This is a genomic window from Antiquaquibacter soli (assembly GCF_030580675.1).
Classification (GTDB): Bacteria; Actinomycetota; Actinomycetes; order Actinomycetales; family Microbacteriaceae; genus Rhodoglobus; species Rhodoglobus soli.
In genome coordinates this window covers 1,675,235-1,699,829 of sequence record NZ_JAUQUB010000001.1, presented here as the reverse complement: position 1 = coordinate 1,699,829, position 24,595 = coordinate 1,675,235, and the positions used below count along the sequence as shown (strand labels likewise).

The window sequence follows — 24,595 nt, the reverse complement described above, 5'->3', positions numbered from 1 at the left end:
GAAAGGCAAGACAATGAAGTCACGATCGAAGGCCCTCGCGGCCTCCCTCGCCGCAGTGGGGCTCGTCGCCTCCCTCGCCGCCTGCTCGGCGGGCAGCAGCAGCGGCAAGACCGAGCTGCGCGTCGCCACTTTCCCGCCCGGCGCCGACGCCGCGGCCTACGAGGCGTTCGCCGCGCAGGAGGAGCAGTTCGAGAAGGCCAACCCCGACATCGACATCATCGGGGTCGAGTACGAGTGGGAGGGGCCGACGTTCGCGGTCCAGCTCGCGGGCGGCAGCCTCCCCGACGTGTTCACGGTTCCGTTCACCGACTCGAAGACGCTGCTCGAGAACGGCCAGCTCATGGACGTCACCGCGGAGGTCGAGGAGCTCGGCTACGCGGACAAGTTCAACCCGATCATCCTCGAGCAGGTGCAGGACGCCGACGGCAACATCTTCGGCTTCCCCCGCCAGGCCTACGCCATGGGCCTGCACTACAACCGCGACCTCTTCGAGCAGGCGGGCCTCGACCCCGACGCCCCGCCGACCACGTGGGACGAGGTGCGCGAGGCCGCGAAGGCGATCTCGGAGGCGACCGGCAAGGCGGGCTTCGCGCAGATGTCGATGAACAACACGGGCGGCTGGCAGCTGACCGCCGCGACGATCGCGCACGGCGGACGTACCCAGGAGGGTACGACCGGCAGCTACACCTCGACGATCAACAACCCCGGTACCGTCGCCGCCCTGGAGTTCCTCCACGACCTGCGGTGGGAGGACAACTCGATGGGCAGCAACTTCCTGCTCGACTGGGGCACGATCAACCAGGAGTTCGCCGCCGGCAACATCGGCATGTACACCTCGGGCTCGGACGTCTACACGGCACTCGTGCGGGACTTCTCGCTCGACCCCGCGGTCTACGGGCTCACGGTCATCCCGCTCGAGGGCGACGACGCGGGGGTCCTGGGCGGCGGCGACATCGCCGTCGTGAGCCCCACGGTCTCCGAGGCCGAGAAGGCCGCGGCCGTGAAGTGGATCGACTGGTACTACATGCAGAAGCTCCTCAACAAGGACGCGGCGGTGCTGGATGCCCAGACCCTCGTCGACAGCGGACAGGCCGTGGGCACCCCCGTGCTCCCCGTGCTCGACCAGGAGACCTACCTCGAGTCGCGCGAGTGGATCGCCGACCTCATCAACGTGCCGCTCGACCAGATGACCGGCTTCTTCGACGGCATCTTCGAGCAGACCCCCGTGGGTGAGCCGAAGGGCAAGACGCAGGAGATCTACGCGCTCCTCGACACGGTCGTGCAGGCAGTGCTCACCGACCAGAACGCCGACATTGACGCCCTCCTCACGAAGGCGGACGCCGACGCCCAGGCCCTGCTCGACGAGTAGCGCACGACAGCCGGGTGGCGACGCGGCCCCTCGCGCCGCCACCCGGCATCCCTCGGAGGAATTCATGACCCGCACCCCCAAGCGCACCCCGGCCACCTGGCTCCGGGGCGGCGGCCTGTCCACCCTCGTCTTCGCCCTGCCCATGGTGCTCGTCTTCGCCGTGTTCAGCTGGTCGCCGATCGTGCAGTCGTTCGTGATGAGCCTGCAGAAGACGAATCTCATCACGTCCGAGTGGGTGGGGCTGGACAACTTCGTCCGAGTGCTCTCCGACCCCCTCCTGGGCACAGCCGTCGTCAACACTCTCTACTTCGCCGCCCTGGCGCTCGTCTTCGGGTTCCCGCTGCCGATCCTGCTCGCGGTCCTGATGAGCGAGGTGCGCCGCGGCAAGGGCGTGTACAGCGCGCTCGCGTACCTGCCCGTGATCATCCCGCCGGTCGTCGCGGTCCTGCTGTGGAAGTTCTTCTACGACGCGAGCCCCACCGGGGTGTTCAACTCGGTCCTGGGGTGGGCGGGCATCCCGCCGCAGCCGTGGCTGCAGGCTCAGGCCACGGCGATGCCCTCGCTCGTGCTGGAGGCGACCTGGGCCGCGGCAGGCGGAAGCATCATCATCTACCTGGCCGCGCTGCTGAGCGTGCCGCCGGAGCTCTACGACGCCGCGGAGGTCGACGGCGCCTCGATCTGGCACAAGATCTGGCACGTCACCCTGCCGCAGCTTCGCGGGGTCATCTTCATCATGCTGATCCTTCAGGTGCTCGCGACCGCGCAGGTCTTCCTCGAGCCGTTCCTCTTCACCGGGGGAGGACCGAACAACGCGACAGTGACCGTGCTCCTGCTCATCTATCGCTACGCGTTCCAGAACAGCCTGGGCGGCAACTACGGCGAGGCGACGGCGCTGAGCGTGCTCCTCGCCATCGTGCTCGCGCTGCTGTCGTTCGTCTACTTCAAGCTCACCGACAAGTGGAGCGCCTCATGAGCCGCCGAACCCCCGCCCCCGAACTGGAAGCGGATCGCGGCATCCTCTCGGCCTTCGACCGCCGCCGCGGCGGCGTGCGGATCGGGATGACCGCGGTGCACGTCGTCCTCGCCGTCGGCCTCGTCGTCGCGGGGCTCGGACCGATCCTCTGGCTCGCAAAGGCTGCCGTCACCCCCACTCAGGACACCATCCAGCAGCCGCTCGCGTTGTTCCCGAACGGCATCGACTGGGCCAACCTCTCCCAGGCGTGGATCGACGTGCAGATCGACCAGTACTTCCTCAATACGATCGTGATCGCGGTGGGGTCGTGGTTCATGACCCTGCTCGTGGCGACGACCGGCGGCTACACGCTCTCAGTGCTCAAGCCCCGGTACTGGAAGGTGCTCAACGGCGCCGTGCTCGCGACTCTGTTCATCCCGTCCGTCGTCCTGCTCGTGCCGCTCTATCTCACCGTGGTCCGCCCCGTCACGGGCGGTTCCCTGCTGAACAACTACTTCGCCGTCTGGTTGCCGGCGGCCGCGAACGCCTTCACCATCCTCCTCGTGAAGCGCTTCTTCGACAGCCTCCCGCGCGAGGTGTTCGAGGCGGCGCGCACCGACGGCGCGGGGCCGTTTCGACTGTTCTGGTCGATCGTGCTGCCGATGTCGCGGCCGATCCTCGGCGTCGTGTCGGTGTTCGCGATCATCGCCGCGCTCAAGGACTACCTGTGGCCCTCGCTCGTGCTGCCCGACCCGCGGGTGCAGCCTCTGTCGGTTCGGCTGCCTGCCATCCAGTCCCAGGTCGAGCTCGACGTGTTCCTCGCCGCGCTCGCGATCTCGACGATCATCCCGATCGTGCTGTTCCTCGTGTTCCAGCGGGTCTTTCTGCGTAGCGCCGGGCTCGGCGGGGCGGTGAAGGGCTAGAGCTCGGGCGCGACGTGGCGGCCGTGGTGTCGACCGTCGGCGACCGCCGAGCCGTCGTGCAGCTCCAGAACCGCGTCGGCCCGCTGAGCGAGAGCCGGATCGTGCGTCGACACGACGGCCGCGATCCCGTCGTCGTGCACGAGCCGCACCATGAGGTCCATCATCGCTGCGGCCGTCGCGCTGTCGAGCTGCCCGGTCGGCTCGTCGGCGAGCAGGATGCCCGGTCGCGCCACGAGGGCCCGTGCGAGTCCGACCCGCTGCTGCTGCCCGCCGGAGAGCTCGTAGGGACGCTGCTCGGCGTGCCCGCCGAGGCCCACGCGGTCGAGCATTTCGGCGACCCGGGCGTCGCGCTCCACTGGCGGTACGCGCAGGATGCGCAACGGCACCTCGACGTTCTCGGCCGCGGACAGCACGGGGATCAGCCCGAACCCCTGGAAGACGTAGCCGAGCCGCTGGGAGCGGACGTCCGCGAGCGCGTCCTCCGAGAGCGATGCGAAGTCGGTCCCGTCGAGCTGAACGGAGCCGGACGTGGGCCGGTCGAGTCCGCCGAGGAGGGTGAGGAGGGTCGTCTTGCCCGAGCCCGACGGCCCGCGGACGACGAGCAGCTGGCCCGAGGAGACCTCGAGGGAGACATCCGTGAGCGCGTGCACGTCGCCGGCCTCGCTCCGGAACGTCCGCGACAGATTCTCCGCGCGCAGGGTCGTCATCGCTCGTCCTCCTCCGGGTCGGAAGGCCGGACCGGGGGTGCATCGGGGTAGACGCCGATGTGATCGTCCTCCAGCGACAGCCGCACGCGGTCGCGCAGGCTCAGGCTCGCCATGAAGTCCTGCGGGAGCTGCAGCCGGCCCACCCGGTCGAGCACGGCGAACTCTTCCGCGTGGTGCTGCTCCCGGCCCGACTCGTCGACAGACACGCGCCGCAGCACCTCGGTGGAGGTGCGGCCGTCGCGGATCTGCACCGTGCGGCGCACATGGCGCGACACGCTCGGGTCGTGGGTGACGATGAGAGTCGTCACCCCGAGCTCCCGATTGACGTGCTCGATGGCGCCGAGCACGTCGGCGCTCGTCGCCTCGTCGAGCTCGCCCGTGGGCTCGTCGGCGAGGAGCACCCGCGGCGAGTTGGCGATGGCGACGGCGATCGCGACGCGCTGCTGCTGGCCGCCGGAGAGCTGGCCGGGGCGGCGGTCGGCGATGTCGGCGATGCCGAGCAGGTCGAGGAGCTCGGCGGCACGGGCATCCCGAGAGCGCGTCCTCGCCACGATCATGGCGGCGTAGATATTCTCCACGGCAGTCAGGTACGGCAGGAGATTGCGGGCCGTCTGCTGCCACACGAAGCCGACGGTATGGCGCTGGTAGTCGACCCGCTCCCGTCCGGTCATAGCGAGCAGATCGGTGCCCGCGACCCTCGCGGAGCCGGCCGTCGGGGTGTCGAGGCCCGAGAGGATCGAGAGGAGGGTCGACTTGCCCGAGCCCGAGGCGCCGACAACGGCGACGAGATCGCCCGGGTCGACGCGCAGCGTGAGCCCCTGCAGCGCCTGCACCTCGACTCCCTTCGCGGTGAAGATCCGCACGAGGTCGGTGCAGAGGATGTCCGGTTCGGTGGTCATTCGTCTCCCATCCTGAGCGCCGCCGCGGTGCTCGTCCGGCGCCCGACTGACGCCGCGACGAGCACGGCGACGGCAGCGAGGGCTGCGAAGCCGCCCACGAGGAGCAGCACGAGGCCCGGGTCGATCACGATCGTCGGCTGTCGCGATCCGCCGGTAAAAGGGCGCAGGTCGACGCCCCCGAGCACGATCCAGGGCAGCGCTAGTCCGAGCGCGGTCCCTGCGATAACCGCGCCGAGTCCGACGGGGGCGAGCTCCCACGCCACGAGCGCGCGGGAGCCGCGGGGCGGCAGGCCGAGCGTGGCGAGGAGAGCGAGCATCCGCGTTCTCGATCGCGCGCCGACGACGGCCGTCATGACGACGGCGATCGCCGCGAGGACCGCCGCGAGAATCAGGGCCGTGACGAGAGCTGATCCGAGACCCGAGACGGCGGGGGATGCTCGGAGCGCCTCGGCGACGGACGCTGGATCGCTCGACAGCACCCCGGGGCCGCTCTGCTCGGACACCGCGCTCGCGACGTCCGCCGAGTCCGCTCCCGGGTCGAGGCCGATGAGCACCGTTCGCGGCCGGAACTCCACCCCCATAACGGAGAGCGACGCCGAGGCGTCGATCATCACCCAGTTCGTCGGGATGCCCACGCCGTCGTCCGGCGACCCCACGGCCACCACCTCGAGCGCGTCTCCCTCGAGGCTCGGCTGCTGATCGCCGATCTCGAGGGCGAGGTCGGCGGACACGATCGCGGGAACCGGCTCGGCGGAGCCGTTCTCCGCTCCCGCGGGCACCGCCGACTCGCCGCGGAGCTCTCGGAGACCCGCGAGGTCGGTGACGAGGACGGTGACGGTGCGGCGATCGCCGCCGAACGCGAGGACGGCCGGCCCGGCGTCGTCGACGCCCGAGATCGCCGCGACGCCGGGGAGGCTCGCGATCGCCTCGAGCCGGGTCTCGTCGAACACGGGTCCGCGCACCTGAAGGTCGGCCCCGACGACGCCGCGGGCGGCGCTCGAGACGCCCGAGTCGATCGTCGAGACAAGCACTCCGGAGAACACGGCGACCGAGACCCCCACGACGAGGGCGAGCACCGGCGCGACCGACGCGGCCGGGTCTCGAACGGCGCGCGTCGCTCCGAGGAAACCGGTGAGCCCCGCGCGTGTCCGCAGCGCGCCCGCGAGGGCCTGCAGCGGGTACGGGGCGACCCGGAGCACCACGACGCACACGGCGAGGGCGAGCAGCAGGGGAGTGGCGGCGATCAACGGGTCGAGCGCCGGACCGCCGGATGCCACGCCACGCTGGAGGACGACGATCACCGCGGCGACGGCGAGTCCGACGACCACGGCCTCCCCGAGGAGCCGGGCTCGGCTGCCGCGACCCGGCTCGAGGTCGGCACGCTCGATCCGCAGACCCCGAGCCGGGGCACGGGCGGCGAGGAGGACGGCAGGGGCGAGCGCGAGCGCGACGGGTACGACCGTCGCCTCGACCCCGACGGGCGCAGGCAGGAGCAGGGCGGCGCCGAGCATCCCGAGGGCCGCCGCCGGAACACCGGCAAGGAGTCCCTCGAGGGCGAGCGCTCCACGCAGTTGAGCGGGGGAGGCACCCCGGGCCGACGCGAGGGTGATCCCGGATCTGCGGCGCTCGAGGATCGCGCGCGATCCGAGGGCGATCACCGCGAGCACCACGCCGAGCGGGCCGGCGATCGCCATCGAGAGCACCGCGACCGTCGACGCGGCCCGGCCCTCGGCCCGCTCGAGCGCGGGCAGGAGGCCGGTCGAGAAGCTCAGGAACGAGAGCTCGCCCTCCTGGCCGTCCCCGGCGATGTCGTGGGTGGAGCTCGTGAACTGCCGCAGATCCTGGAGGAGGGCGGTCGACTGGGTGAAGCTCAGGCCGGCCGGGTCGAGCGAGAACCAGGCCGTCGTCGAGAGGGACCCCATGACCGCCCACGCCGCCGCGGTCGCGCTCGGGTTCACGAAGCCGGTCGCGGTCACCGTCGGTGTGCTGTTGCCATCGTCGAAGAGCTCCGGCTGCAGGACGGAGGTGGTCACCGACCAGTAGTCGCTGTCGGGATCCACCGCCTCGACGATGCCCGAGAGCACGAACTGCTGCGACGCTCCTCCCGTCGCGCGCACGGTCCGCACCTCGCCGACCGACCAGCGCATCGCGTCGGCCGACTCCGTCGACAGCACGAACGAGATCGGTTCGAAACCCCCGGACTCGAGGGGCGTCACGGGCTCGGGCGCCGCGCCCTCGACGACGGTGATGCGGTCGGCGACGGCTGGGTCGATCGCGACCGAGAGGAGGGTGATCGGCGCGTCCGGAAGCGGGGCGTCCGCGATCGCTCCGAGGGCGGGAGTCCTCGAGACGAATCCCGCTGCGCCGGCGCTCGCGCGCAGCACGTCGCCCATGTCTGCTCGGAGGGCGTCGAGCTGCGCTTCGAACCCGGTCGGCGGGGCGCCGATCGTCGTACCGATGAGGTCGCGCTGCGTGGCGGCGACGCTGCTGACGCCGTAGCGCAGCTCGTCGGTGAACACGCGGTCGAGCGCTCGGGGCGCGAGCGCCGCCGCGAGGGATGACACGAGCACGATCGCCGCGACGGCGAGCGTGGCCGCGGGCGCCGCTGCCACCTGGCGCACGACGAGGCGCGCGGGACCGAGCCGCGCGCGCGACGGCGCGGTCACGCGTCCACCTCCCGGCCGGTCGACCGTCTCGCCATCGCGAGAACTGCCGAGCTCGTCACGGCGGCGGTGGCCGCGGTGAGGACCGCGACGACGGCGACGGCGACGGAGAGCGCCGGGACGTCGAGGAGCACCGGGGCGGGGAGAGATCGCGGGGCATCCAGCACCGCGGATCTCGCGAGCTCCCCGACGGTCAGCTGCGCGACGACAAGGCCCGCGGCGGTGCCCGCGAGAGCGCCGAGGACGAGCACGAGGACGAGCTCGACGCCGCGCGCGGTCGAGGAGTCGCGGTCGCGCATCCCTATCGCCCGGAGCGCGACGGTCTCACCGCGCCGGGATCGCAGAAGAGCCACCGAGACCGCGATTGCGGCGGCCGCAGCGAGCAGGAGCGATCCGGCCGCCCCGATCCACAGAGCCGCGACCACGGGTCGCTGGAGCTCCTGACCCGATCCCGACTCGACCGTCGTGAGCACCGCGCCGCTCGGGAGGACGGGCTGGAGCGCCGCGGCGGCGGCCACCGGGTCGTCGGCGTCGATCCAGATCTGGTCGGGTCTTGGCACGCTCGAGGTGACCCGCAGAACCGAGTCGGTCAGTGCCCGCAGGTCGACGAGGGCGGTGAGGGCCTCCGTCGTACCGGGCAGTTGAGCGACGATGCTCGACACGACCCCCTCGACGGCGAGCCCGCTCCCGGCGAACCGCAAGCGCACAGGGCTGCCCTCGTCCAGGCCGAGTCGGTGGGCGAACGCCGCCGAGACGGCGAGGCGGGGGGAGTCCCCGGCCGGGGCCATGAGTCGCACCGTGAGCGGTGCTGACGGCTCCGTTGCCGTCAGCACGAAGCCGAGACCCGCTCCCGGGTCGGCCGGCGTGCCCGCCTCGGACTGCACGACCCAGTCCGCCGGGGTCTCCGCGTCGTCGAACTCGACGGAGGCCGCGTACCGAGCGGGGATGGGGCCGGTGGCCACGGCCGCGTCGATCGCGACGACCGTCCACGGGGCAACCCCCTCCGGGAGCGCCGTCGACAGGACACCCGACCCGTCGTCATCGAGAGCGAGCCGCGCGAGTGCACCCTGCGCATCCGACACCCAGGCCGTGAGCGACAGCTCGCCCTGTCGCGGGGCGAGAGGTGCTCCGGGATCGAGGGGTGTCGTCGAGACGCTCGCCCGCACCGACAAGCGGGTCGCGGTGGCATCCAGCTCCGCCCCTGCGCTCGGCGTGGCGATCGCGGCCGCGAGCGCAGCCCGGTCGAGCTCTCCGCCGAGCGGCGAGACGACGTCGAGGTCGCTCCCGGCGAGGGCGATGAGGGTCACCTCGTCCTCGCCGGACTCGGTCGGCGCGACGAGGACGGGAGCGGCCGAGGCGTCGTCGAGGGCGAAGCGCGGCGAGCTCGCGATGGTCGCCGCACCGCCGACGGTGCTGGCGCCGGCGAGCTGCACGCGCAGTGCGGCGCCGTTGCGCAGTTCTCCGGCGCGTTCGGTGAGGTCCGCCCAGCTCGCCGAGTACGAGGAGGCGAGAACGGCGGAGGCGACGGCGAGGGCGGTCAGCACGACCGGTACGGCGAACTCGCCGGGGCGCCGCGCGAGCTGGCGGGCGATGAGCGTCGGAGCGAGCCTCGGCGAACGGGCGGCGAGCCGCTCGCCAGCGGAGAACGCGAGCGGCAGCGCGGCGGCGGCGACGAGCGAGAGGGCGAGCACTCCGAGCGGGGCCGCGAGCACGGCGAGGCCGTCGACGGCGGTACCACCGTCAGGGGTCGCGATCACCGGCGACCCGAGAAGGCGCAGCCGCCACAGGCCCAGACCCGCCGCGACCGCGGCGAGGACCACGGCAGCGACGTATCCTCCGAGGGCGGCGCGACCGGGAGCTCGAGCAGAGCGGGCGGCCGCCGCCGACAACCCCGTCGCGATGAGGACCGCGGCGGCGACGACGCCGATCGCGGTGAGGGCGCTCCCCAGCGCTGAGGGCCCCGGCACAAGGAGCACCGCGAGCAGTGCGCCCAGCGCAGCGGCCGGGATGCCGATGACGGCGCTCTCGAGTGCAGCCGCGAGCGCGGCGGACCGCGGCGAGCGCCCTCGCGCTCGAAGCAGCAGCGTCTCGGCCGATCGCACTGCCGTCAGCAGCCGGGTCAGTTGCGCGAGCGCGATAGCGCCGACGACTCCCACGACGACGAGCGGTAGCGGGGACACGCCGCGAGCAGAGGCGATCGCCCGCTCGATCGTGGTGACAGTATCCGCAAGTCCGCCGGCGTAGAGGACCCCGCCGCGAGCGAGCTCGGAGTCGGCGCGGATCGCCGCCTCCCACGATCGAGCAGCCACGCCGAGTCCGCCGACCCGGGCGGCATCCAGCGAGTCGAGTTCCGGGAGAAGCGTCCACACCGCGAAGGGATTCACGTCGAGCGCGACGAGGTCCGCCTCCGACAAGAGCGCGGCCTCTGTGTCGGTGCCGAACCACGCGGGCGCCCCGGGATCGATGGGCTCCCACAGCGCCGAGACCGTCAGCTCGTGGTCGCCGACGGCGAGCACGTCGCCCACGGTGAGGCCGAGCTCGGCGGCGAGCGCTTCCGGGAGCGCCGTCCCGTCGCTCGGCCAGGCGCCCTCCGCGACATCGATGCGCGCTGCGGCGAGCGGGTCGGCGAGGAATCGGATGCCCGCCTCCCGGCCGTCCGGGAGTGCGACCGTCACGGCGTCGGACTGCACCGACCGCAGCACCTCCGCGTCGACGCCCTCGAGCAGGGGGTCGAGGACGGAGTCCATCGCGGCCGACTGCGCCGCGGCATCCGAGGACAGCCGCACTTGCGCGCGCGCGGCCGCGTCCGTGGCATCCGCCGACTCGAGGGCGGCTCGAGCGCTCGCCGTCGATGCCGCTTCGAGAAAGCGCGGGATGCCCGCCAGGAGCCCTGTCACGACGAGCACGATCGCCCCGATGGCCGCGAGGAGGGGAGCCTGCGCAGCCATGCCCCGGGCCGCGAGCCGGGCTGGATGCACTGCGGACCCCCTGCACTCACACGTCGCTTCCCGGAAGCGTAACAGCGAGTTCTCCTCATGCGGCTATCGTGGGATCAGTGCACGAGCTGACCGAGACCGAACTGGCCGAGATCCTCCCGGGGACCTGGCGCATCGCGGCGACCAACTTCCCGATGTGGCTGTCGGGGGAGCGGCTGCAGCCGCAGTTCCGCTACGGACTGCTGTCCGAATCCCCGCTCACCCTCTCCGACGAGGTCGCCTACGTGACCACCGAGGGCGAGGAGAAGCAGATCCTCGGCAAAGACGTGCTGCGCCGGGGCGAGTTCGTCTGGCGGGGCAAGGGGCTTCTCTCCTTCGCCCGGAGCCGGTGGCACGTGAGCGGCGCCGACGAGCAGCGCACCCTCCTCGTCATCCGGTTCTCCAAGTCCATCGCGACTCCCCCCGGGATCGACCTCGTCGTGCGCGAGGGAAGCAGCTACCCCCACCTGCGCCGTGTCGTCGCCTCCTCGACGGAGGAGCTCGGCCTCAGCCCCGAGGACTTCGCCTCGCTCGGCTGGCTCGGCGTCTAGCGACTACCATCGGGCCATGGCCAAGGGCGGCGCCCGACGGTCGCGAGCCGCGTTCGGCGCCGCGGCCCTCGTCGGCGTGCTGCTCTCGGGATGCACGGCTCCCGCCGCCCCGGAACCCGCTCCGGCACCCACCGTCCGTGAGAGCCCGCCCCCCGTCGATCCCGTCGTCCAGTACGCAGCGGACCGCCTCAGCACCATGACCCTCGACGAGAAGATCCGCTCGATGCTCATGCTCCACCTGCCCGGGCTCGATGCCCCAGCGCTCGGGGCGATCGCCGCGGCGGAAGGCGTCGGCGGCCTCATCCTCATGGGCAGTAATGTGCCGGACCCGCCCGAGGCGCTCGCCACCCTCACCCCGGCCCTCATCGTGGAGGACGGGCTGCCGCTGCTCCTCGCGATCGACCAGGAGGGCGGGGTGGTGCGCCGCGTGCCGACCGACACCGCACCGTCGGCGATCGATCTGCGCTCCCTCGACCCGTCCGCGGCGCGTGACGCGTTCGCGACGCGGTCGGCGATGCTCGCACGGCTCGGGGTGAGCGTCAACTTCGGCATCGTCGCCGATGTGACCGGCGACCCGGCATCCTTCATCTTCGATCGCTCGATGGGCGCGACGGCGGCGGAGGCCGCGCCGCGAGTCGCCGCCGCCGTCGAAGGGGAGCACGGGACGGTGCTCTCGACGCTCAAGCACTTCCCGGGCCACGGCGCGGCGCCGGGGGATTCGCACTCCGGCATCCCGACGACCTCCATGGGTCTCGACGAGTGGCGGTCCACCCAGGAGGAGCCGTTCCGAGCGGGCATCGACGCGGGCGCGGAGCTCGTCATGATGGGTCACTTGCAGTTCGACGCCATCGATCCGCAGCCCGCAAGCCTCTCGGCGACATGGGTGGGGATCCTCCGCGACGAGCTCGGCTTCGACGGGGTCATCATCACCGACGACCTCGGGATGCTGTCCGACTCGGGTCGCGCCGACCTCGCCGACCCCGGCTCGAACGCGGTGCGCGCCGTCGCTGCCGGCACCACCATGCTCCTCTTCGTCCACCCCGTCGACGTGGCGGGGATCGTCGCGGCGATCCACGCGGCCGTCGACGACGGGCGCATCGACGAGGCGCTCATCGACGACGCCGCCCGACGCCTGCTCGAGCTGCGGCGCACCCTCTCGGGCCAGACGGGTCGCTTCGTGCACTGCTTCGAGGAGTGCCAGTCGATCATCGAATGATCGCGGGCACCCCGAGGAACCGTCCCAGGTGCCGCGCGGCGCGGCCGAGACCGGCTCGCGTCGTCGACGAGAGCTCGCCGAACGGCTCGATCTCGACCGTCGCCGCCCGAGCGCTCGTCGATCGCCGCCAGGTGCCGGCGACGAGGCCGCCGACGACGATGGTCGGCTGGAAGATCCCGTTGCCGCCGGGCACGATCCGCGGGGCGAACTCGGCAGACAGCGGTGCGGATCGGTCCTGGTAGCCGAGCAGGAACTCGTCGAAGCCGGGGAGGAGCTGGATGCCCCGAGCCGCCGGTTCGAGGCCCTCCGCGAGGTAGTACCGCTCGCCGCCCCGCTCGATCGACCGGGCCTGGGCGATCTCCAGAGCCCGCCGGGCTTGGCCGAGGGTGAGCGACGACCACCACGCGAAGTCCCGATCCGTCGCCGGGCCGCGGCTCGCGACGTAGCGCGCGGCGAACTCACCGAGGGCCTCGTCCCCCTCGAAATCGCGCGGAGCCCGGATCCACTCCTCGACGAGCGCGAACGTCGGGTGCGCCCCATCCGGCGGTCCGAACACGAGGACGCCGTCCTGGGCGAGATTCCAGAGCAGGTGGTAGCCCCGCTGGCCGGTGGTCGGGATGCCCGCCCCCTCGAATCGGCCCAGCAGCACGTCGCGGCGCTCGACCCGGCCGCCCTCCAGGGCGGCCACGGCGGTCCTCCGGGCGGTGGCCATGTCGTCGTCCGTGATGCCGAGAGCGCGGCGGCGGGTGGCGGCGAACGTCGCCTGGCGAGGACGGGTGAGCCGCAGCATCCAGCCGAGGTCCTCGGGGGCGACGAGGTGCAGCGTTCCCCGCATCGGCCAGGACCGCACGACGGCGCCGGAGGCGAGGGCGGCGCCCACGTCGGCGTCGGTCGCACCCCGCGATCTGAGTCCGACCGACCAGCGCGCGCCCGGGAGGTCCTGCGCCTGGACGGCGAAGAGGTACCGCACGGTCTCGGCAATGGTGGCGGTCGTCGGGCTGGCGACCCGCTGGGCGGTCAGCCTCAGGGCGGTGAGCTCCCGCCGCGTCCGCAGGTCCACGTCAGCCCCGAAGGAGGCCCGCTGCACGGAATTGCTCGTCCAGGCCCGCGCCATCGGGCGCGTAGAACCACGGGGCTCCCGCCTCCTCCGGCTCGCCGGGTCGGCTGCGGCCTCCCGCGAGCACCGCTTCACCGGGGGACAGCTGCCGGATCGCGACGGCCGCGACGTTCTCGGGGTGGGCGGCCGCGAACTCGCGGTAGATCTCCTCGTCGTGCTGGCCGTCATCCCCGATGAGCAGCCACCGCATTCCGGGGAACTCGCGCGCGATCCGCTCGAGGCTCGACTTCTTGTGCTCGCGTCCGCTGCGGAACCAGCGGTCGTGGGTCGGTCCCCAGTCGGTCAGCAGGAGCGGCCCGCGCGGGTAGAGGTTGCGGCCCATGAAACGGCTGAGCGTCGGGGCGACGTTCCAGGCTCCGGTCGACAGGTAGATGACGGGGGCGCCGGGGTTCGCTCGGGAGAGCCGGTCGTACAGCACGGACATCCCGGCGACCGGTGTTCTCGCGTGCTCGTCGAGTACGAAAGTGTTCCACGCGGCCAGGAACGGCCGCGGGAGGGCGGTGACCATGACGGTGTCGTCGACGTCGGAGATGATGCCGAACTCCGACTGGGGGTCGACGACGAAGATCCCGGCGGTCACGGGTTCGGTGCCCTCCGTGTGCAGGCTGATCGTGTGCCAGCCCGGTTCGAGGTGCACGTCGACGACCTCGTCGACGATCCCCGCGCGGTCGGGGCGCACACGGAACTCCTCGCCCTCGATGCTCACCACGACCTCGTCGTCGACCGGGATGCTGAAGAAGCTCCTCCACCCCCGGACCTTCTCGACGCGAGTGGGTGCGGCGGCTCCGCGGGCGAGCACCACCCGGCAGAGCACGCGCGCCCAGCCCGGAGCCGCATAGCCGGTGTAGGGGATGACCGTGGTGATGAGTCCGCGTCGGCGGCCGAGCCGCTCGCGCCACGCGTGCACCCGGTCCTCGACCCTCGCCGCCCAGTGGAGGAGGATCGGCTCGCCCTCGGGCGAATCCTGGGTGCGGGCCATGGTTCCAGTCTTGCAGAGTCCGCCGACTAGGCCGGCTCGATGAGCTCGGGGCCGTTGTTGCGCACATTCCCGACGGCCGGGGAGACCGCGTAGAACTCTGCGTCGTCGGCGAGCTCGATGCCGCCGAGGCTCACCGCTCCCAGCAGCTCCGCGCTCGCGGGCTCGTGCGGGTCAAGCCAGTCCTCGGCGACATCCGGGGACAGGAAGACGGGCATCCGGTCGTGGATGCTCGCGAGCTCGCCCGTGGCGGCCTGGGTGAGGATCGAGGTCGTGAGGAGCCACTTGTCGGGCGCGTCCTCGGCGGCAGCCGGGTTGCGCCACCACTCGTAGAGGCCCGCGAAGGCCATCACTTGGCCTTCGCCCAAACTGATGAAGTACGGCGTCTTGACCCCGTCGGCCGTGCGCCACTCGTAGTAGCCCGTCGCGGGCACGAGCGCGCGACGCTTCTGCACGGCCGTCTTGAAGGTCGGCTTCTCGATGACCGATTCGATGCGCGCATTGATCGCGCTCGGGCCGCTCTTCGGGTCCTTCGACCACGCCGGCACGAGCCCCCATTTCGCCGACTCCATGCGCCGGATCGGCTCGGAGCCCGCATCGGGCCCCTTGGGGACCGCGTCGAGGATGATCGCTACCGGATCGGTGGGCGCGATGTTCCAGCTCGGGCCCGGGAGCGACTCCGCGGGGAGGTCCACATCGAACAGGCTCACCAGGTCGCCGGTGGCCCCGGCTACGACGAATCGACCGCACATATGAGAATTCTCTCAACTACCTCCGTCACTGCCGCGCCCTACTGTCCGAGAACCGCTCACGGGTCTACCATTGAGCGAACCTAGAGTTAGGAGTGGCCGTGACCGCACACGACACCATCGACCAGGTCGAGACCCGAATCCCCCTCCGCAACGAGCCCGTGCAGGCCCGGAGCACGGCGCGACTCGGCACCCTTCTCGACGCCGCCGCCGCCGTCGTCGACGAGATCGGCTTCGAGCGACTGACGACCGCCATGGTCGCCGAGCGCGCGGGCGCCTCGATCGGCACCGTCTACCGGTACTTCCCGGACCGCATCGCTCTTCTGCAGGCGCTGGGAGCCCGCAACCTCGAGCGGGTGCTCACGCGCGTGGGCGACGAGGTCCGCCGCCCCGAGCACGAGAACTGGGTCGCGGCGCTCAGCGCGGCGATGGGCATCCTCGTCGGCGCGTTCCGCACGGAGCCCGGTTTCCGCGGGCTCCGCGTCGGGGACGTGATCGACCTGCGCCCGACTCCCACCGAGCGCACGTTCAAGTCGATCGTGGCCGGGCGCATGCTGGACGGGCTCATCGAGCGCTTCGGTTTCGAGGACAGCCCGCAGCTGCGCGTGCTCTTCGAGTCGGCGGTGGAGGTCTCCGACGCGCTCGCGACGCGCGCCTTCGCCTTCGATCCCCAGGGGGAGGAGCAGTTCCTCCGCATCGGCTTCGAGGTCACGTACGGCATGCTCGCGCCTCACCTCGGCGAGGTCGACCTCGGCTGAGGTCGTCCCCGCCCGCGGCAATCCGGAATGTCCGCGGCCGCGAATAGTGTTTAGCTGGATGCACTGGCAAGTGTCGATCCGTGCCCACGCACGAGGAATGAGCCGCTAAACATGATCGAGTTCCGTTCGGTGTCGAAGGTGTTCCCCGACGGAACTCACGCCGTTGACGACTTCAGCCTCGTCATCCCCGCCCGCAAGACGACTGTGCTCGTCGGGTCCTCGGGGAGCGGCAAGACGACGCTGCTGCGGATGATCAACCGCATGGTCGAGCCGAGCTCCGGCGAGATCGAGATCGACGGGGAGAGCATCCTTTCCCGCGATCCTGTTCAGCTCCGGCGCAGCATCGGCTACGTCATGCAGAACTCCGGTCTGCTGCCGCACTTCAAGGTCATCGACAACGTCGCGACCGTGCCGATCCTCACCGGCGTCCCGCGGAAGACGGCTCGCGCCCAGGCGCTCGAGCTGCTCGACACCGTCGGCCTCAACCGGGACCTCGCGAATCGCTACCCGAGTCAGCTCTCCGGCGGTCAGCAGCAGCGCGTCGGGGTCGCGCGTGGGCTCGCAGCGAATCCGAACATCCTGCTCATGGACGAGCCCTTCGGCGCGGTCGACCCGATCGTGCGCGCCGACCTGCAGCAGGAGACGATCCGCCTGCAGCGCGACCTCGACAAGACGGTCGTGTTCGTCACCCACGACATCGACGAGGCATTCCTGCTCGGCGACCAGGTCGTCATCCTCGAGAAGGGGGCGAAGATCGCGCAGGTCGGCAGCCCGACGGAGATCGTCGAGAACCCCGCGAGCGACTTCGTGGCCGACTTCATCGGTATCAAGCACGGCAAGCGCGCCCTCACCATCAAGAAGACCGCGCACGGTTCGATCCTCGTCGACAGCGAGGGTCGCGCCGCGGGGGTGCTCGCGGGGGAGGCGCCGTGACCTGGGTGCTGAACAACCTGGGGCTCCTGTGGGAGCTGTCGGTCCAGCACGTGGTGCTCGCGATACCGCCCATCCTCGTGGGCTTCGTGATCGCTGTGCCGCTCGGCTACCTCGCCTACCGGTTCCGGCTGACACGCGGCCTCATCCTCACCATCACGGGACTGCTGTACACGATCCCGTCGCTCGCCTTGCTCGTCGTCCTGCCCGTCTTTCTCGGGATCAGTCTGCTGAGCCCGCTCAATCTGAGCGTCGCGCTCACGATCTACGCGGTCGCGATCATGGCCCGATCCGTCTCCGACGCTCTCGGCTCGGTCGACCCCGCCATCCGCCAGTCGGCGACCGCAGTCGGCTTCGGCTCCGCCCGCCGCTTCTGGACGGTCGATTTCCCGCTCGCCGGACCGGTCATCCTCGCGGGAGTCCGGGTCGCCGCGGTGAGCACGATCAGCCTCGTCACGGTGGGCATCCTCATCGGGGTGCAGAGCCTCGGCTACCTCTTCACGAACGGCTTCGAGCGCCGGATCATCCCGGAGATCCTCGCGGGAGTCGTGCTCGTCGTCGTCATCGCGCTCGTCATCGACTACCTGCTCGCCCTGCTCGGCCGGGTGCTCATGCCGTGGTCGCGGATGGGGGTGTCGGCCTGATGCTCTTCTGGGACGCCATCCTCTGGATCTTCTCGCCGGACCGGCTCACCGGTTCGTCGCCGCTTCCGCTCCTGATCGGCCAGCATCTCGCGTACACCCTCGTCTCGGTCGCGATCGCGGCCGTCATCGCGATCCCGGTGGGCTACCTCATCGGCCACACGGGGCGCGGCCGCGAGATCGCCGTCGGAATCTCCGGCGCCGCGCGGGCGCTGCCGTCCTTCGGCCTCATGCTCCTGCTCGTCCTGCTCATCGGCGTCACCCAGAAGCCGCTCGCCGCGACCATCGCTTTCGTGATCCTCGCGATCCCGTCGATCCTCGCCGGCGCCTATGCGGGACTGGAGCAGATCGATCGCCGCGTGATCGACGCCGCGCGCGCCGTCGGGATGACCGAGTGGCAGATCCTCTGGAAGGTCGAGGTGCCCCTCGGCCTGCCCTTGCTCATCGGCGGGCTTCGGTCCGCCGCGCTCCAGGTCGTCGCGACGGTGACGATCGCCGGCTACATCGGCCTCGGTGCCCTGGGCCTGCCCATCATCGCCGGTCTCGAGCTGCGCGACTTCACGCGCATGCTCGGAGCCGCACTGCTCATCGTCGTCCTGGCGCTCGCCATCGACGGCGTGTTCGCGGTCATCCAGCACCTCGTCGTCCCGCGTGGAGTCACCGCGGGACGCGTCGCAGACCTCCGTCCGACGTCATCCCGGCGTCGGGCGGTGATGGGAACCCCCATCGAAGAAGGAAGAGGATAGAAATGTTCACAGCACGGAACAAGGGCCGGCTCGCTCTGGGCGCAGTCGTGGTCGGGGCGGCATTGGCCCTGTCAGGGTGCGCTACCGGGGACCCGCTGGACTCGGGCAGCACGGATACCCCGTCGGACACCATCGTCGTCGGCTCGCAGGCGTACTACTCCAACGAGATCATCGCGGAGATCTACGCTCAGGCCCTCGAGAACGCGGGCTTCGATGTGGAGCGCCAGTTCCAGATCGGCCAGCGTGACGCGTACCTGCCGTCCCTCGAGTCGGGCGAGGTCGACCTGTTCCCGGAGTACACCGGCAACCTTCTGCAGTACTACAGCCCCGACACCACGGCGACGACGTCCGAGGACGTCTACGCCGAGCTTCAGGACGCCCTCCCGGAGGGCCTCGTCGTGCTCGACCAGTCGTCGGCCACCGACCAGGACTCCTACAACGTCACCGCCGCCTTCGCGGAGGAGAACGGCCTGAGCTCACTCGCTGACCTCGCCGGCGTCTCCGTGCCGCTCACGCTCGGTGGCCCGCCGGAGCTGGAGGAGCGCCCCTACGGCCCCGCGGGTCTGCTCGAGAAGTACGGCGTGACCGTCGCCTTCACCGCGACCGGTGACACCACCGTCGAGGACCTCCTCGCCGGCACGGTGAACATCGCCAACGTGTACTCGGCCGACCCCCGCATCCAGACCGAGGGCCTCGTCACGCTCGCTGACCCGGAGGGGCTCTTCCTCGCGTCGAACGTCGTGCCGCTGGTCAACGCCGACGTCGCCGATGAAATCGCCGACGTCATCAACGCGGTGTCCGCCAAGCTCACGCCGGAGGGCCTCGTCGCCCTCAACGTGCAGTCGACGGTAGACCAGCTCTCCTCCGCAGAGATCGCCACGCAGTGGCTGACGGACAACGGGCTGATCTAGTCCCGAACCACCCTGGAGCCGGTCGAGAACATCACTCGGCCGGCTCCATCGTGTTCGCGTCCCCGTCGCCGGGTGTTGCCATGTGGCGCTTCTCCGAACGCTCGAGGAGCTTCTTGACGACGAAGACGCCTAGCAGGAACACGGCGATGATGGCGACGAAGATGTAGCCCGCGTAGTGCAGCTGGTCGAGAAGGTCGCGGAAGCTGCCGGCCGCGAACGCCCCGACCGAGACGTACGCGAACGTCCAGATCACGCACGCCGGGACGGTCCAGGCCATGAACTTGCGGTAGCTCATCGTGCTCATCCCCACGGTGAGGGGGATCACCGAGTGCAGCACGGGGAGGAACCTCGAGATGAAGACGGCGATGCCCCCGCGCCGGTCGAGGTAGTTCTCGGCTCGTCGCCAGTTCTGCTCGCCGATGCGCCGGCCGAGTCGCGACGCACGGATCTTGGGGCCGAAGAACCGGCCGAGCGCGAAGCCGATGCTCTCCCCCGTGAGCGCGCCCGCGATGACCGCGAGCACGAGGGCGAAGTACTCGATCCACCCGTCGACCGCGGTCGACGCGACGATCACGATCGTGTCACCGGGCACGACGAGCCCGATGAGGATGCTCGTCTCGAGAAGGATGCCGACACCCGCGAGCACCGTCCGGAGCAGGGGGTCGACCGACTGCACGAGGTCGAGCAGCCAGAGCAGTGCCCCGTTGAGCCACGACGAGAACCCGTCGGCGGGAGCGGCGGCGATGACGGCCGAGAGGTCGAGCATGCCGTCAGCCTAGAGCGGTCGCCTGAGCGCTGACATCCGGGATCTCCACGATTCCAGCCGTCCGGGAAGTTCAGCGAGGGCGGGGCCGTCGACCCAGGATGTCGCGATCCGGATGCCGTGCAGCGCCGAGAGCACCCACAGCTCCGTGCCGTCGAGCTCGGCCGGGGTCACCGCCTCGTCGAACGTCTCGATGCCCAGGGCCGCGGCGAGCGTCAGGACGCTCCTCGCGGTGACGCTGTCGACCCGGGCGAACTCGGCCGGGGGGCCGCACAGGATGTTCCCGCGCCACCACAGCAGGGCGCTGTACGCCCCCTCGACCACGTAGCCGTCGGGGGAGAGGATGACTGCTTCGGTCGCCCCCCGGCCCTGCGCCGCCGTACGCACGCCCTGCAATCGCTCGAGGTCGGGGCCCTTGACGGTCGGCACCGTGCGAGGGTCGTCGCCGCCCCACGTCGCAAGCACGGCGGTGCGCGATCGCTCGGGCGCAGTTCTCAGGCGGAACACGAACTGGCGCGCGCCGCCCCTCGAGTGGAGCTCGACTCGCGGGAACCAGTCGCCCTCGCGAGGGATCAGCCCGAGCGCGGCATCCCAGAACTGCTCGAACTCGTGCTCGAGCTCGACGGGCACGGCCGCGGCGAACCGGGAGCGGTGCAGGTCGATGCCCAGCACGAGTCCGTCACTCACGAGCCACGAGTCGGCGGCCTCGACGACGGTGAGGGTCATGTCGCAGTACTCGAGGGGGTCGAGCACGCCCTCGTGCCACCGGTAGATGGACTGCACGCTCATAGGCTTAGGGTATGCGCCAGCGTGTCGACACCGCGTCATTCGACCGGTGGATCGATCCCGCGGACGCGTGGGCGGCGCTGTGCGAGGGCAGGGATGCCGCGTTCTGGCTCGACAGCGGCCCGAACGCGACCACCGGCCGCAGCTACCTCGGTGTCGCGTCGGCTCTCACGACCGATTTCGAGGGCCCGGTGCTCGACTGGCTTCGCGATCAGGCCCACGATGTCGACACGACGGCGGCACCCGAGGGCTTCCGGCTCGGGTGGGTCGGCTGGCTCGGGTACGAGCTGCGCAGCGAGACGATGGGAACGCCGCGCACGCGCCGGTCGCGTTATCCGGATGCGGCCTGGATGCTCGCCGAGCAGTGCCTCGTCTTCGACCACGCGACCCGCTCCGTCAGTGCCCTGAGCCTGGGTGACGCGGGGGAGTACGCGGCCGCGGTCGTGGAGGCTCTCGATGCGGCTGTTCCCCCGGCGCCGCCCGCTGAGGCTTTCGACGCGGTCCCCGCCGACGTCACCTGGGCCTACGCCGACGCCACCTACCTCCAGCTGATCCGCGACTGCCAGTCCGCGATCCGCAAGGGCGACGCTTACCAGTTGTGCCTCACCACGGAGGCTCGCGTCGACGCGCGCCCGGACCCGTTCTCCACCTATCGACGACTCCGGGCATCCAGTCCGACGCACCACGGCGCGCTGCTCGTCGCCGGGGGAGTAGCGCTGCTCAGTGCATCCCCCGAGCAGTTCCTCGCGGTGTCGCCGGACGGGGTCGTTACGACCAAGCCGATCAAGGGCACTCGGCCGCGCGGCGAGTCGAGTGCGGTCGACGACGAGCTGCGCCACGAGCTCGAGGCGAGCGACAAGGAGCGCGCCGAGAACGTCATGATCGTGGACCTCATGCGCAACGACATCGGGCGCGTCTCGAAGGTCGGCACGGTCGGCGTCACGAGCCTCCTGACCGTCGAGAGCTATGCGCAAGTGCATCAGCTCGTGAGCACGGTGTCGGGCGAGCTCGCCGACGGACTCACCGGAATCGACGCGATCGAGGCGTGCTTCCCCGCGGGATCGATGACGGGGGCGCCGAAGCGCTCGGCGACCCTCATCCTCGACAAGCTCGAAGATCGGCCCCGGGGCATCTACTCCGGCGCGTTCGGCTATGTCGGCTTCGATGGCGCGGTGGACCTCGCGATGGTCATCCGCTCCATCGTCGTCGACGAGTCGGGCTGCACGATCGGCACCGGCGGCGGCATCACGGCGCTCTCCGTGCCCGAGGAGGAGCTCGCCGAGGCGAAGCTGAAGGCGGCGGCCCTCCTCGCCGTGCTGGGCGCCCAGCCCTGAGCCGCCCACGACTTTCGGTACCCTTAGTACTTCCCCTTGCAACGAATTGGATTCTCCGTGACCGAGCACGACGACGCACCCGAGTACGACATCGCCGCCATCGAGCAGAAGTGGCGTGCCGTGTGGGACGAGCTCAAGCCGTGGGCGACGGATGATCCGGCCGACAAGCGGCCGCGCAAGTACATCCTCGACATGTTCCCGTACCCTTCGGGCGAGCTGCACATGGGCCACGCCGAGGCGTTCGCGTTCGGCGACATCGTGGCGCGCTACTGGCGGCTGCGCGGCTTCAACGTGCTGCACCCGATCGGGTGGGACTCCTTCGGGCTCCCCGCCGAGAACGCGGCCATCCAGCGCGGCGCGAACCCCGTGACGTGGACGTACGACAACATCGCCGAGCAGCGCGGCAACTTCGAGCGCTACGGCGTCTCGTTCGACTGGAGCCGCGTGCTCCACACGAGCGACCCCGAGTACTACAAGTGGAACCAGTGGCTCTTCCTCAAGCTCTACGAGAAGGGCCTCGCCTACCGCAAGGAGAGCTGGGTCAACTGGGACCCGGTGGACCAGACGGTGCTCGCCAACGAGCAGGTGCTGCCGGATGGCACGTCCGAGCGCTCCGGCGCGATGGTGGTCAAGAAGAAGCTCACGCAGTGGTATTTCAAGATCACCGACTACGCGGACCGGCTGCTCGACGACCTCAACCAGCTCGAGGGCTCGTGGCCCCCCAAGGTGCTCGCGATGCAGCGCAACTGGATCGGCCGCTCGATCGGTGCCGACGTCGACTTCGTCGTCGAGGGTCGTGACGAGCCCGTGACGGTGTTCACGACCCGTCCGGACACCCTCTTCGGTGCGACCTTCATGGTCGTCGCCCCCGACTCCGACCTCGCCGCGGAACTCGCGGCCGGCTCGACCCCCGAGGTGCAGGCGGCCTTCGCGGAGTACCTCGCGCAGGCGCAGAAGAACACCGAGATCGAGCGGCAGGACGCCACTCGCGAGAAGACGGGCATCCCGCTCGAGCGCTTCGCGATCAACCCCGTGAACGGCGAGCGCATCCCGATCTGGACCGCCGACTACGTTCTCGCGGACTACGGGCACGGCGCCGTCATGGCCGTGCCCGCCCACGACCAGCGCGACCTCGATTTCGCCCTCAGGTTCGGTCTGCCCGTCCGGCAGGTCGTCGACACGCTCGCGCCGGTGACCGGGGCGATTCCCGTCATCACTGAGGAGATGCTCAACGAGCCGATCCCGGTGCTCGACCCGGCGGTCACCGGCGAGGCGCTCGCGGGCGAGGGCCGGATGATCAACTCCGGCCCCCTGGACGGACTGAGCAAGCAGAACGCCATCAAGCGAGTCATCGAGATCCTCGAGGCGGCGGGCACCGGCCGCGCGGCCCGCACGTTCCGCCTGCGCGACTGGCTCATCAGCCGCCAGCGCTTCTGGGGCACGCCCATCCCGATCATCCACGGCGCCGACGGCGAACTCGTGCCCGTCCCGGAGGACCAGCTGCCGGTCGTGCTCCCGCCGACGGAGGGTCTCGACCTGCAGCCGCGCGGCGAGTCGCCGCTGAGCGCCGCGACAGAGTGGGTGACTGTCGCCGACCCGCGCGACGGCAGCCCGGCGCGCCGCGACGCCGACACGATGGACACGTTCGTCGACAGCTCCTGGTACTTCCTGCGCTTCCTGTCGCCGAACGACGACTCGAAGGCGTTCGACCTCGCCGAAGCCGAGAAGTGGGCCCCCGTCGACCAGTACGTCGGCGGTGTCGAGCACGCGATCCTGCACCTGCTCTACGCGCGCTTCATCACGAAGGTGCTCTTCGACCTCGGCTACGTGAGCTTCACGGAGCCGTTCAGCGCCCTCCTCAACCAGGGCATGGTGCTGAGCGAGGGCAAGAAGATGTCCAAGCGCAGCCCCAAGGGCACGACGTTCACGGCCGAGGTCGACAAGCACGGGGCGGATGCCCTGCGCCTGACCCTCGCCTTCGCCGGCCCGCCCGAGGACCACATCAACTGGGAGGACGTCTCCCCGGCGGCCTCGGCGAAGTTCCTCGCGCGCGCGTTCCGTCTTGCGAAGGACGTCACGAGCGCCCCCGAGGTCGAGTGGAAGTCGGGGGATGCCGCCCTCCGCCGCATCACCCACCGCTTCCTCGCCGACGTGCCGGGCCTCGCCGAATCGCTCAAGTTCAACGTCGTCGTGGCGCGCATCATGGAGCTCGTCAACGCGACCCGCAAGGCGATCGACACCGGTGCCGGGCCCGCTGACGGCGCCGTGCGCGAGGCTGTCGAGGTCATCACGATCGCTCTGTCGATGTTCGCCCCCCACACCGCCGAGGAGATGTGGGAGATCCTGGGCTACGAGCCGACGGTCGCCCTCGCGGGCTGGCGCAAGGCCGACCCGACGCTGCTCATCGAGGAGTCGGTGACCGCGGTCTTCCAGGTCGATGGCAAGGTGCGCGACAAGGCCGAGGTGAGCCCCAAGGTGACCGCGGCCGAGCTCGAGGAGCTCGCGCGCGCCTCGGCGGGGGTGCAGCGCGCGATCGGCGACCGCGAGATCGTGAACGTCATCGTGCGCGAGCCGCGACTCGTCAACATCGCCACGCGCGGCTGACGCGTCCACCGTCGCTCCTGCCTTC

21 protein-coding genes are annotated in these 24,595 nt (G+C 70.8%); 12 read left to right on the top strand and 9 right to left on the bottom strand.

Annotation, left to right across the window (positions count from 1 at the left end; all coding sequences use genetic code 11):
* Positions 1–13: 13 nt before the first annotated feature.
* The 3 genes from Q5716_RS08360 (at position 14) to Q5716_RS08350 (ending at position 3,244) form a co-directional block, all read left to right on the top strand.
* Complete coding sequence (locus tag Q5716_RS08360; RefSeq protein WP_305002615.1) at positions 14–1,369, top strand: ABC transporter substrate-binding protein; 1,356 nt, start codon at positions 14–16, stop codon at positions 1,367–1,369.
* Between the two features lie 64 nt (positions 1,370–1,433).
* Positions 1,434–2,342, top strand: coding sequence for a carbohydrate ABC transporter permease (locus tag Q5716_RS08355; RefSeq protein ID WP_305002614.1), 909 nt, complete (start codon positions 1,434–1,436; stop codon positions 2,340–2,342).
* Positions 2,339–3,244: a carbohydrate ABC transporter permease gene (locus Q5716_RS08350; RefSeq protein ID WP_305002613.1), complete on the top strand. Its 906-nt coding sequence runs from the start codon at positions 2,339–2,341 to the stop codon at positions 3,242–3,244. The genes Q5716_RS08355 and Q5716_RS08350 overlap by 4 nt, the downstream gene beginning before the upstream one ends.
* Here Q5716_RS08350 and Q5716_RS08345 read toward each other — a convergent pair.
* The 4 genes from Q5716_RS08345 to Q5716_RS08330 are packed head-to-tail and all read right to left on the bottom strand — an operon-like array spanning position 3,241 to position 10,491.
* Complete coding sequence (locus tag Q5716_RS08345; RefSeq protein ID WP_305002612.1) at positions 3,241–3,951, bottom strand: ABC transporter ATP-binding protein; 711 nt, start codon at positions 3,949–3,951, stop codon at positions 3,241–3,243. The genes Q5716_RS08350 and Q5716_RS08345 overlap by 4 nt on opposite strands.
* Positions 3,948–4,850, bottom strand: coding sequence for an ABC transporter ATP-binding protein (locus tag Q5716_RS08340; RefSeq protein ID WP_305002611.1), 903 nt, complete (start codon positions 4,848–4,850; stop codon positions 3,948–3,950). Before Q5716_RS08340 ends, Q5716_RS08345 begins: the two co-directional genes overlap by 4 nt.
* Positions 4,847–7,516, bottom strand: a complete 2,670-nt coding sequence (locus Q5716_RS08335; protein ID WP_305002610.1) for an FtsX-like permease family protein — start codon at positions 7,514–7,516, stop codon at positions 4,847–4,849. The genes Q5716_RS08340 and Q5716_RS08335 overlap by 4 nt, the downstream gene beginning before the upstream one ends.
* Positions 7,513–10,491, bottom strand: a complete 2,979-nt coding sequence (locus Q5716_RS08330; RefSeq protein ID WP_305002609.1) for an FtsX-like permease family protein — start codon at positions 10,489–10,491, stop codon at positions 7,513–7,515. Before Q5716_RS08330 ends, Q5716_RS08335 begins: the two co-directional genes overlap by 4 nt.
* A gap of 77 nt (positions 10,492–10,568) precedes the next feature.
* Here Q5716_RS08330 and Q5716_RS08325 point away from each other — a divergent pair, with 77 nt between their 5' ends.
* The gene (locus Q5716_RS08325; RefSeq protein ID WP_305002608.1) at positions 10,569–11,039 is read left to right on the top strand and encodes a hypothetical protein; all 471 of its coding nucleotides are present in this window, start codon (positions 10,569–10,571) and stop codon (positions 11,037–11,039) included.
* Between the two features lie 16 nt (positions 11,040–11,055).
* A complete protein-coding gene (locus Q5716_RS08320; RefSeq protein ID WP_305002607.1) occupies positions 11,056–12,255 on the top strand; it encodes a glycoside hydrolase family 3 N-terminal domain-containing protein in 1,200 nt (399 codons plus the stop codon).
* Here the strand turns inward: Q5716_RS08320 and Q5716_RS08315 are convergent.
* The 3 genes from Q5716_RS08315 to Q5716_RS08305 are packed head-to-tail and all read right to left on the bottom strand — an operon-like array spanning position 12,245 to position 15,100.
* Positions 12,245–13,342, bottom strand: coding sequence for a winged helix DNA-binding domain-containing protein (locus Q5716_RS08315; RefSeq protein WP_305002606.1), 1,098 nt, complete (start codon positions 13,340–13,342; stop codon positions 12,245–12,247). The two genes, Q5716_RS08320 and Q5716_RS08315, sit on opposite strands and share 11 nt — an antisense overlap.
* The gene (locus tag Q5716_RS08310) at positions 13,317–14,351 is read right to left on the bottom strand and encodes an App1 family protein phosphatidate phosphatase (RefSeq protein WP_305002605.1); all 1,035 of its coding nucleotides are present in this window, start codon (positions 14,349–14,351) and stop codon (positions 13,317–13,319) included. Before Q5716_RS08310 ends, Q5716_RS08315 begins: the two co-directional genes overlap by 26 nt.
* A gap of 26 nt (positions 14,352–14,377) precedes the next feature.
* Complete coding sequence (locus Q5716_RS08305) at positions 14,378–15,100, bottom strand: SOS response-associated peptidase (protein ID WP_305002604.1); 723 nt, start codon at positions 15,098–15,100, stop codon at positions 14,378–14,380.
* Positions 15,101–15,198: 98 nt separating this feature from the next.
* Between Q5716_RS08305 and Q5716_RS08300 the strand changes: the two genes are divergently transcribed.
* The 5 genes from Q5716_RS08300 (at position 15,199) to Q5716_RS08280 (ending at position 19,083) form a co-directional block, all read left to right on the top strand.
* A complete protein-coding gene (locus tag Q5716_RS08300; protein WP_305002603.1) occupies positions 15,199–15,855 on the top strand; it encodes a TetR/AcrR family transcriptional regulator in 657 nt (218 codons plus the stop codon).
* A gap of 111 nt (positions 15,856–15,966) precedes the next feature.
* The gene (locus tag Q5716_RS08295) at positions 15,967–16,788 is read left to right on the top strand and encodes an ABC transporter ATP-binding protein (RefSeq protein WP_305002602.1); all 822 of its coding nucleotides are present in this window, start codon (positions 15,967–15,969) and stop codon (positions 16,786–16,788) included.
* Positions 16,785–17,429, top strand: a complete 645-nt coding sequence (locus Q5716_RS08290) for an ABC transporter permease (RefSeq protein WP_305002601.1) — start codon at positions 16,785–16,787, stop codon at positions 17,427–17,429. Before Q5716_RS08295 ends, Q5716_RS08290 begins: the two co-directional genes overlap by 4 nt.
* A complete protein-coding gene (locus tag Q5716_RS08285) occupies positions 17,426–18,172 on the top strand; it encodes an ABC transporter permease (protein WP_305002991.1) in 747 nt (248 codons plus the stop codon). Before Q5716_RS08290 ends, Q5716_RS08285 begins: the two co-directional genes overlap by 4 nt.
* A 2-nt stretch (positions 18,173–18,174) precedes the next feature.
* Positions 18,175–19,083: an ABC transporter substrate-binding protein gene (locus Q5716_RS08280; protein ID WP_305002600.1), complete on the top strand. Its 909-nt coding sequence runs from the start codon at positions 18,175–18,177 to the stop codon at positions 19,081–19,083.
* Positions 19,084–19,114: 31 nt separating this feature from the next.
* Here the strand turns inward: Q5716_RS08280 and Q5716_RS08275 are convergent, their stop codons facing one another.
* Positions 19,115–19,849: a DedA family protein gene (locus tag Q5716_RS08275; RefSeq protein WP_305002599.1), complete on the bottom strand. Its 735-nt coding sequence runs from the start codon at positions 19,847–19,849 to the stop codon at positions 19,115–19,117.
* Positions 19,850–19,858: 9 nt separating this feature from the next.
* Positions 19,859–20,635: an aminotransferase class IV gene (locus Q5716_RS08270; protein ID WP_305002598.1), complete on the bottom strand. Its 777-nt coding sequence runs from the start codon at positions 20,633–20,635 to the stop codon at positions 19,859–19,861.
* A gap of 11 nt (positions 20,636–20,646) precedes the next feature.
* Between Q5716_RS08270 and Q5716_RS08265 the strand changes: the two genes are divergently transcribed.
* Complete coding sequence (locus Q5716_RS08265) at positions 20,647–21,966, top strand: anthranilate synthase component I family protein (protein WP_305002597.1); 1,320 nt, start codon at positions 20,647–20,649, stop codon at positions 21,964–21,966.
* 57 nt (positions 21,967–22,023) lie between these two features.
* Complete coding sequence (gene leuS, locus Q5716_RS08260) at positions 22,024–24,570, top strand: leucine--tRNA ligase (RefSeq protein WP_305002596.1); 2,547 nt, start codon at positions 22,024–22,026, stop codon at positions 24,568–24,570.
* The last annotated feature ends 25 nt before the right edge of the window (positions 24,571–24,595 follow it).

Bases quoted from the DNA above. Each gene is read 5' to 3' on its own strand.
- Q5716_RS08360 (WP_305002615.1), top strand. From the start codon at position 14: ATGAAGTCACGATCGAAGGCCCTCGCGGCCTCCCTCGCCGCAGTGGGG.
- Q5716_RS08355 (WP_305002614.1), top strand. From the start codon at position 1,434: ATGACCCGCACCCCCAAGCGCACCCCGGCCACCTGGCTCCGGGGCGGC.
- Q5716_RS08350 (WP_305002613.1), top strand. From the start codon at position 2,339: ATGAGCCGCCGAACCCCCGCCCCCGAACTGGAAGCGGATCGCGGCATC.
- Q5716_RS08345 (WP_305002612.1), bottom strand. From the start codon at position 3,951: ATGACGACCCTGCGCGCGGAGAATCTGTCGCGGACGTTCCGGAGCGAG.
- Q5716_RS08340 (WP_305002611.1), bottom strand. From the start codon at position 4,850: ATGACCACCGAACCGGACATCCTCTGCACCGACCTCGTGCGGATCTTC.
- Q5716_RS08320 (WP_305002607.1), top strand. From the start codon at position 11,056: ATGGCCAAGGGCGGCGCCCGACGGTCGCGAGCCGCGTTCGGCGCCGCG.
- Q5716_RS08310 (WP_305002605.1), bottom strand. From the start codon at position 14,351: ATGGCCCGCACCCAGGATTCGCCCGAGGGCGAGCCGATCCTCCTCCAC.
- Q5716_RS08305 (WP_305002604.1), bottom strand. From the start codon at position 15,100: ATGTGCGGTCGATTCGTCGTAGCCGGGGCCACCGGCGACCTGGTGAGC.
- Q5716_RS08295 (WP_305002602.1), top strand. From the start codon at position 15,967: ATGATCGAGTTCCGTTCGGTGTCGAAGGTGTTCCCCGACGGAACTCAC.
- Q5716_RS08280 (WP_305002600.1), top strand. From the start codon at position 18,175: ATGTTCACAGCACGGAACAAGGGCCGGCTCGCTCTGGGCGCAGTCGTG.
- Q5716_RS08275 (WP_305002599.1), bottom strand. From the start codon at position 19,849: ATGCTCGACCTCTCGGCCGTCATCGCCGCCGCTCCCGCCGACGGGTTC.
- Q5716_RS08270 (WP_305002598.1), bottom strand. From the start codon at position 20,635: ATGAGCGTGCAGTCCATCTACCGGTGGCACGAGGGCGTGCTCGACCCC.
- Q5716_RS08265 (WP_305002597.1), top strand. From the start codon at position 20,647: ATGCGCCAGCGTGTCGACACCGCGTCATTCGACCGGTGGATCGATCCC.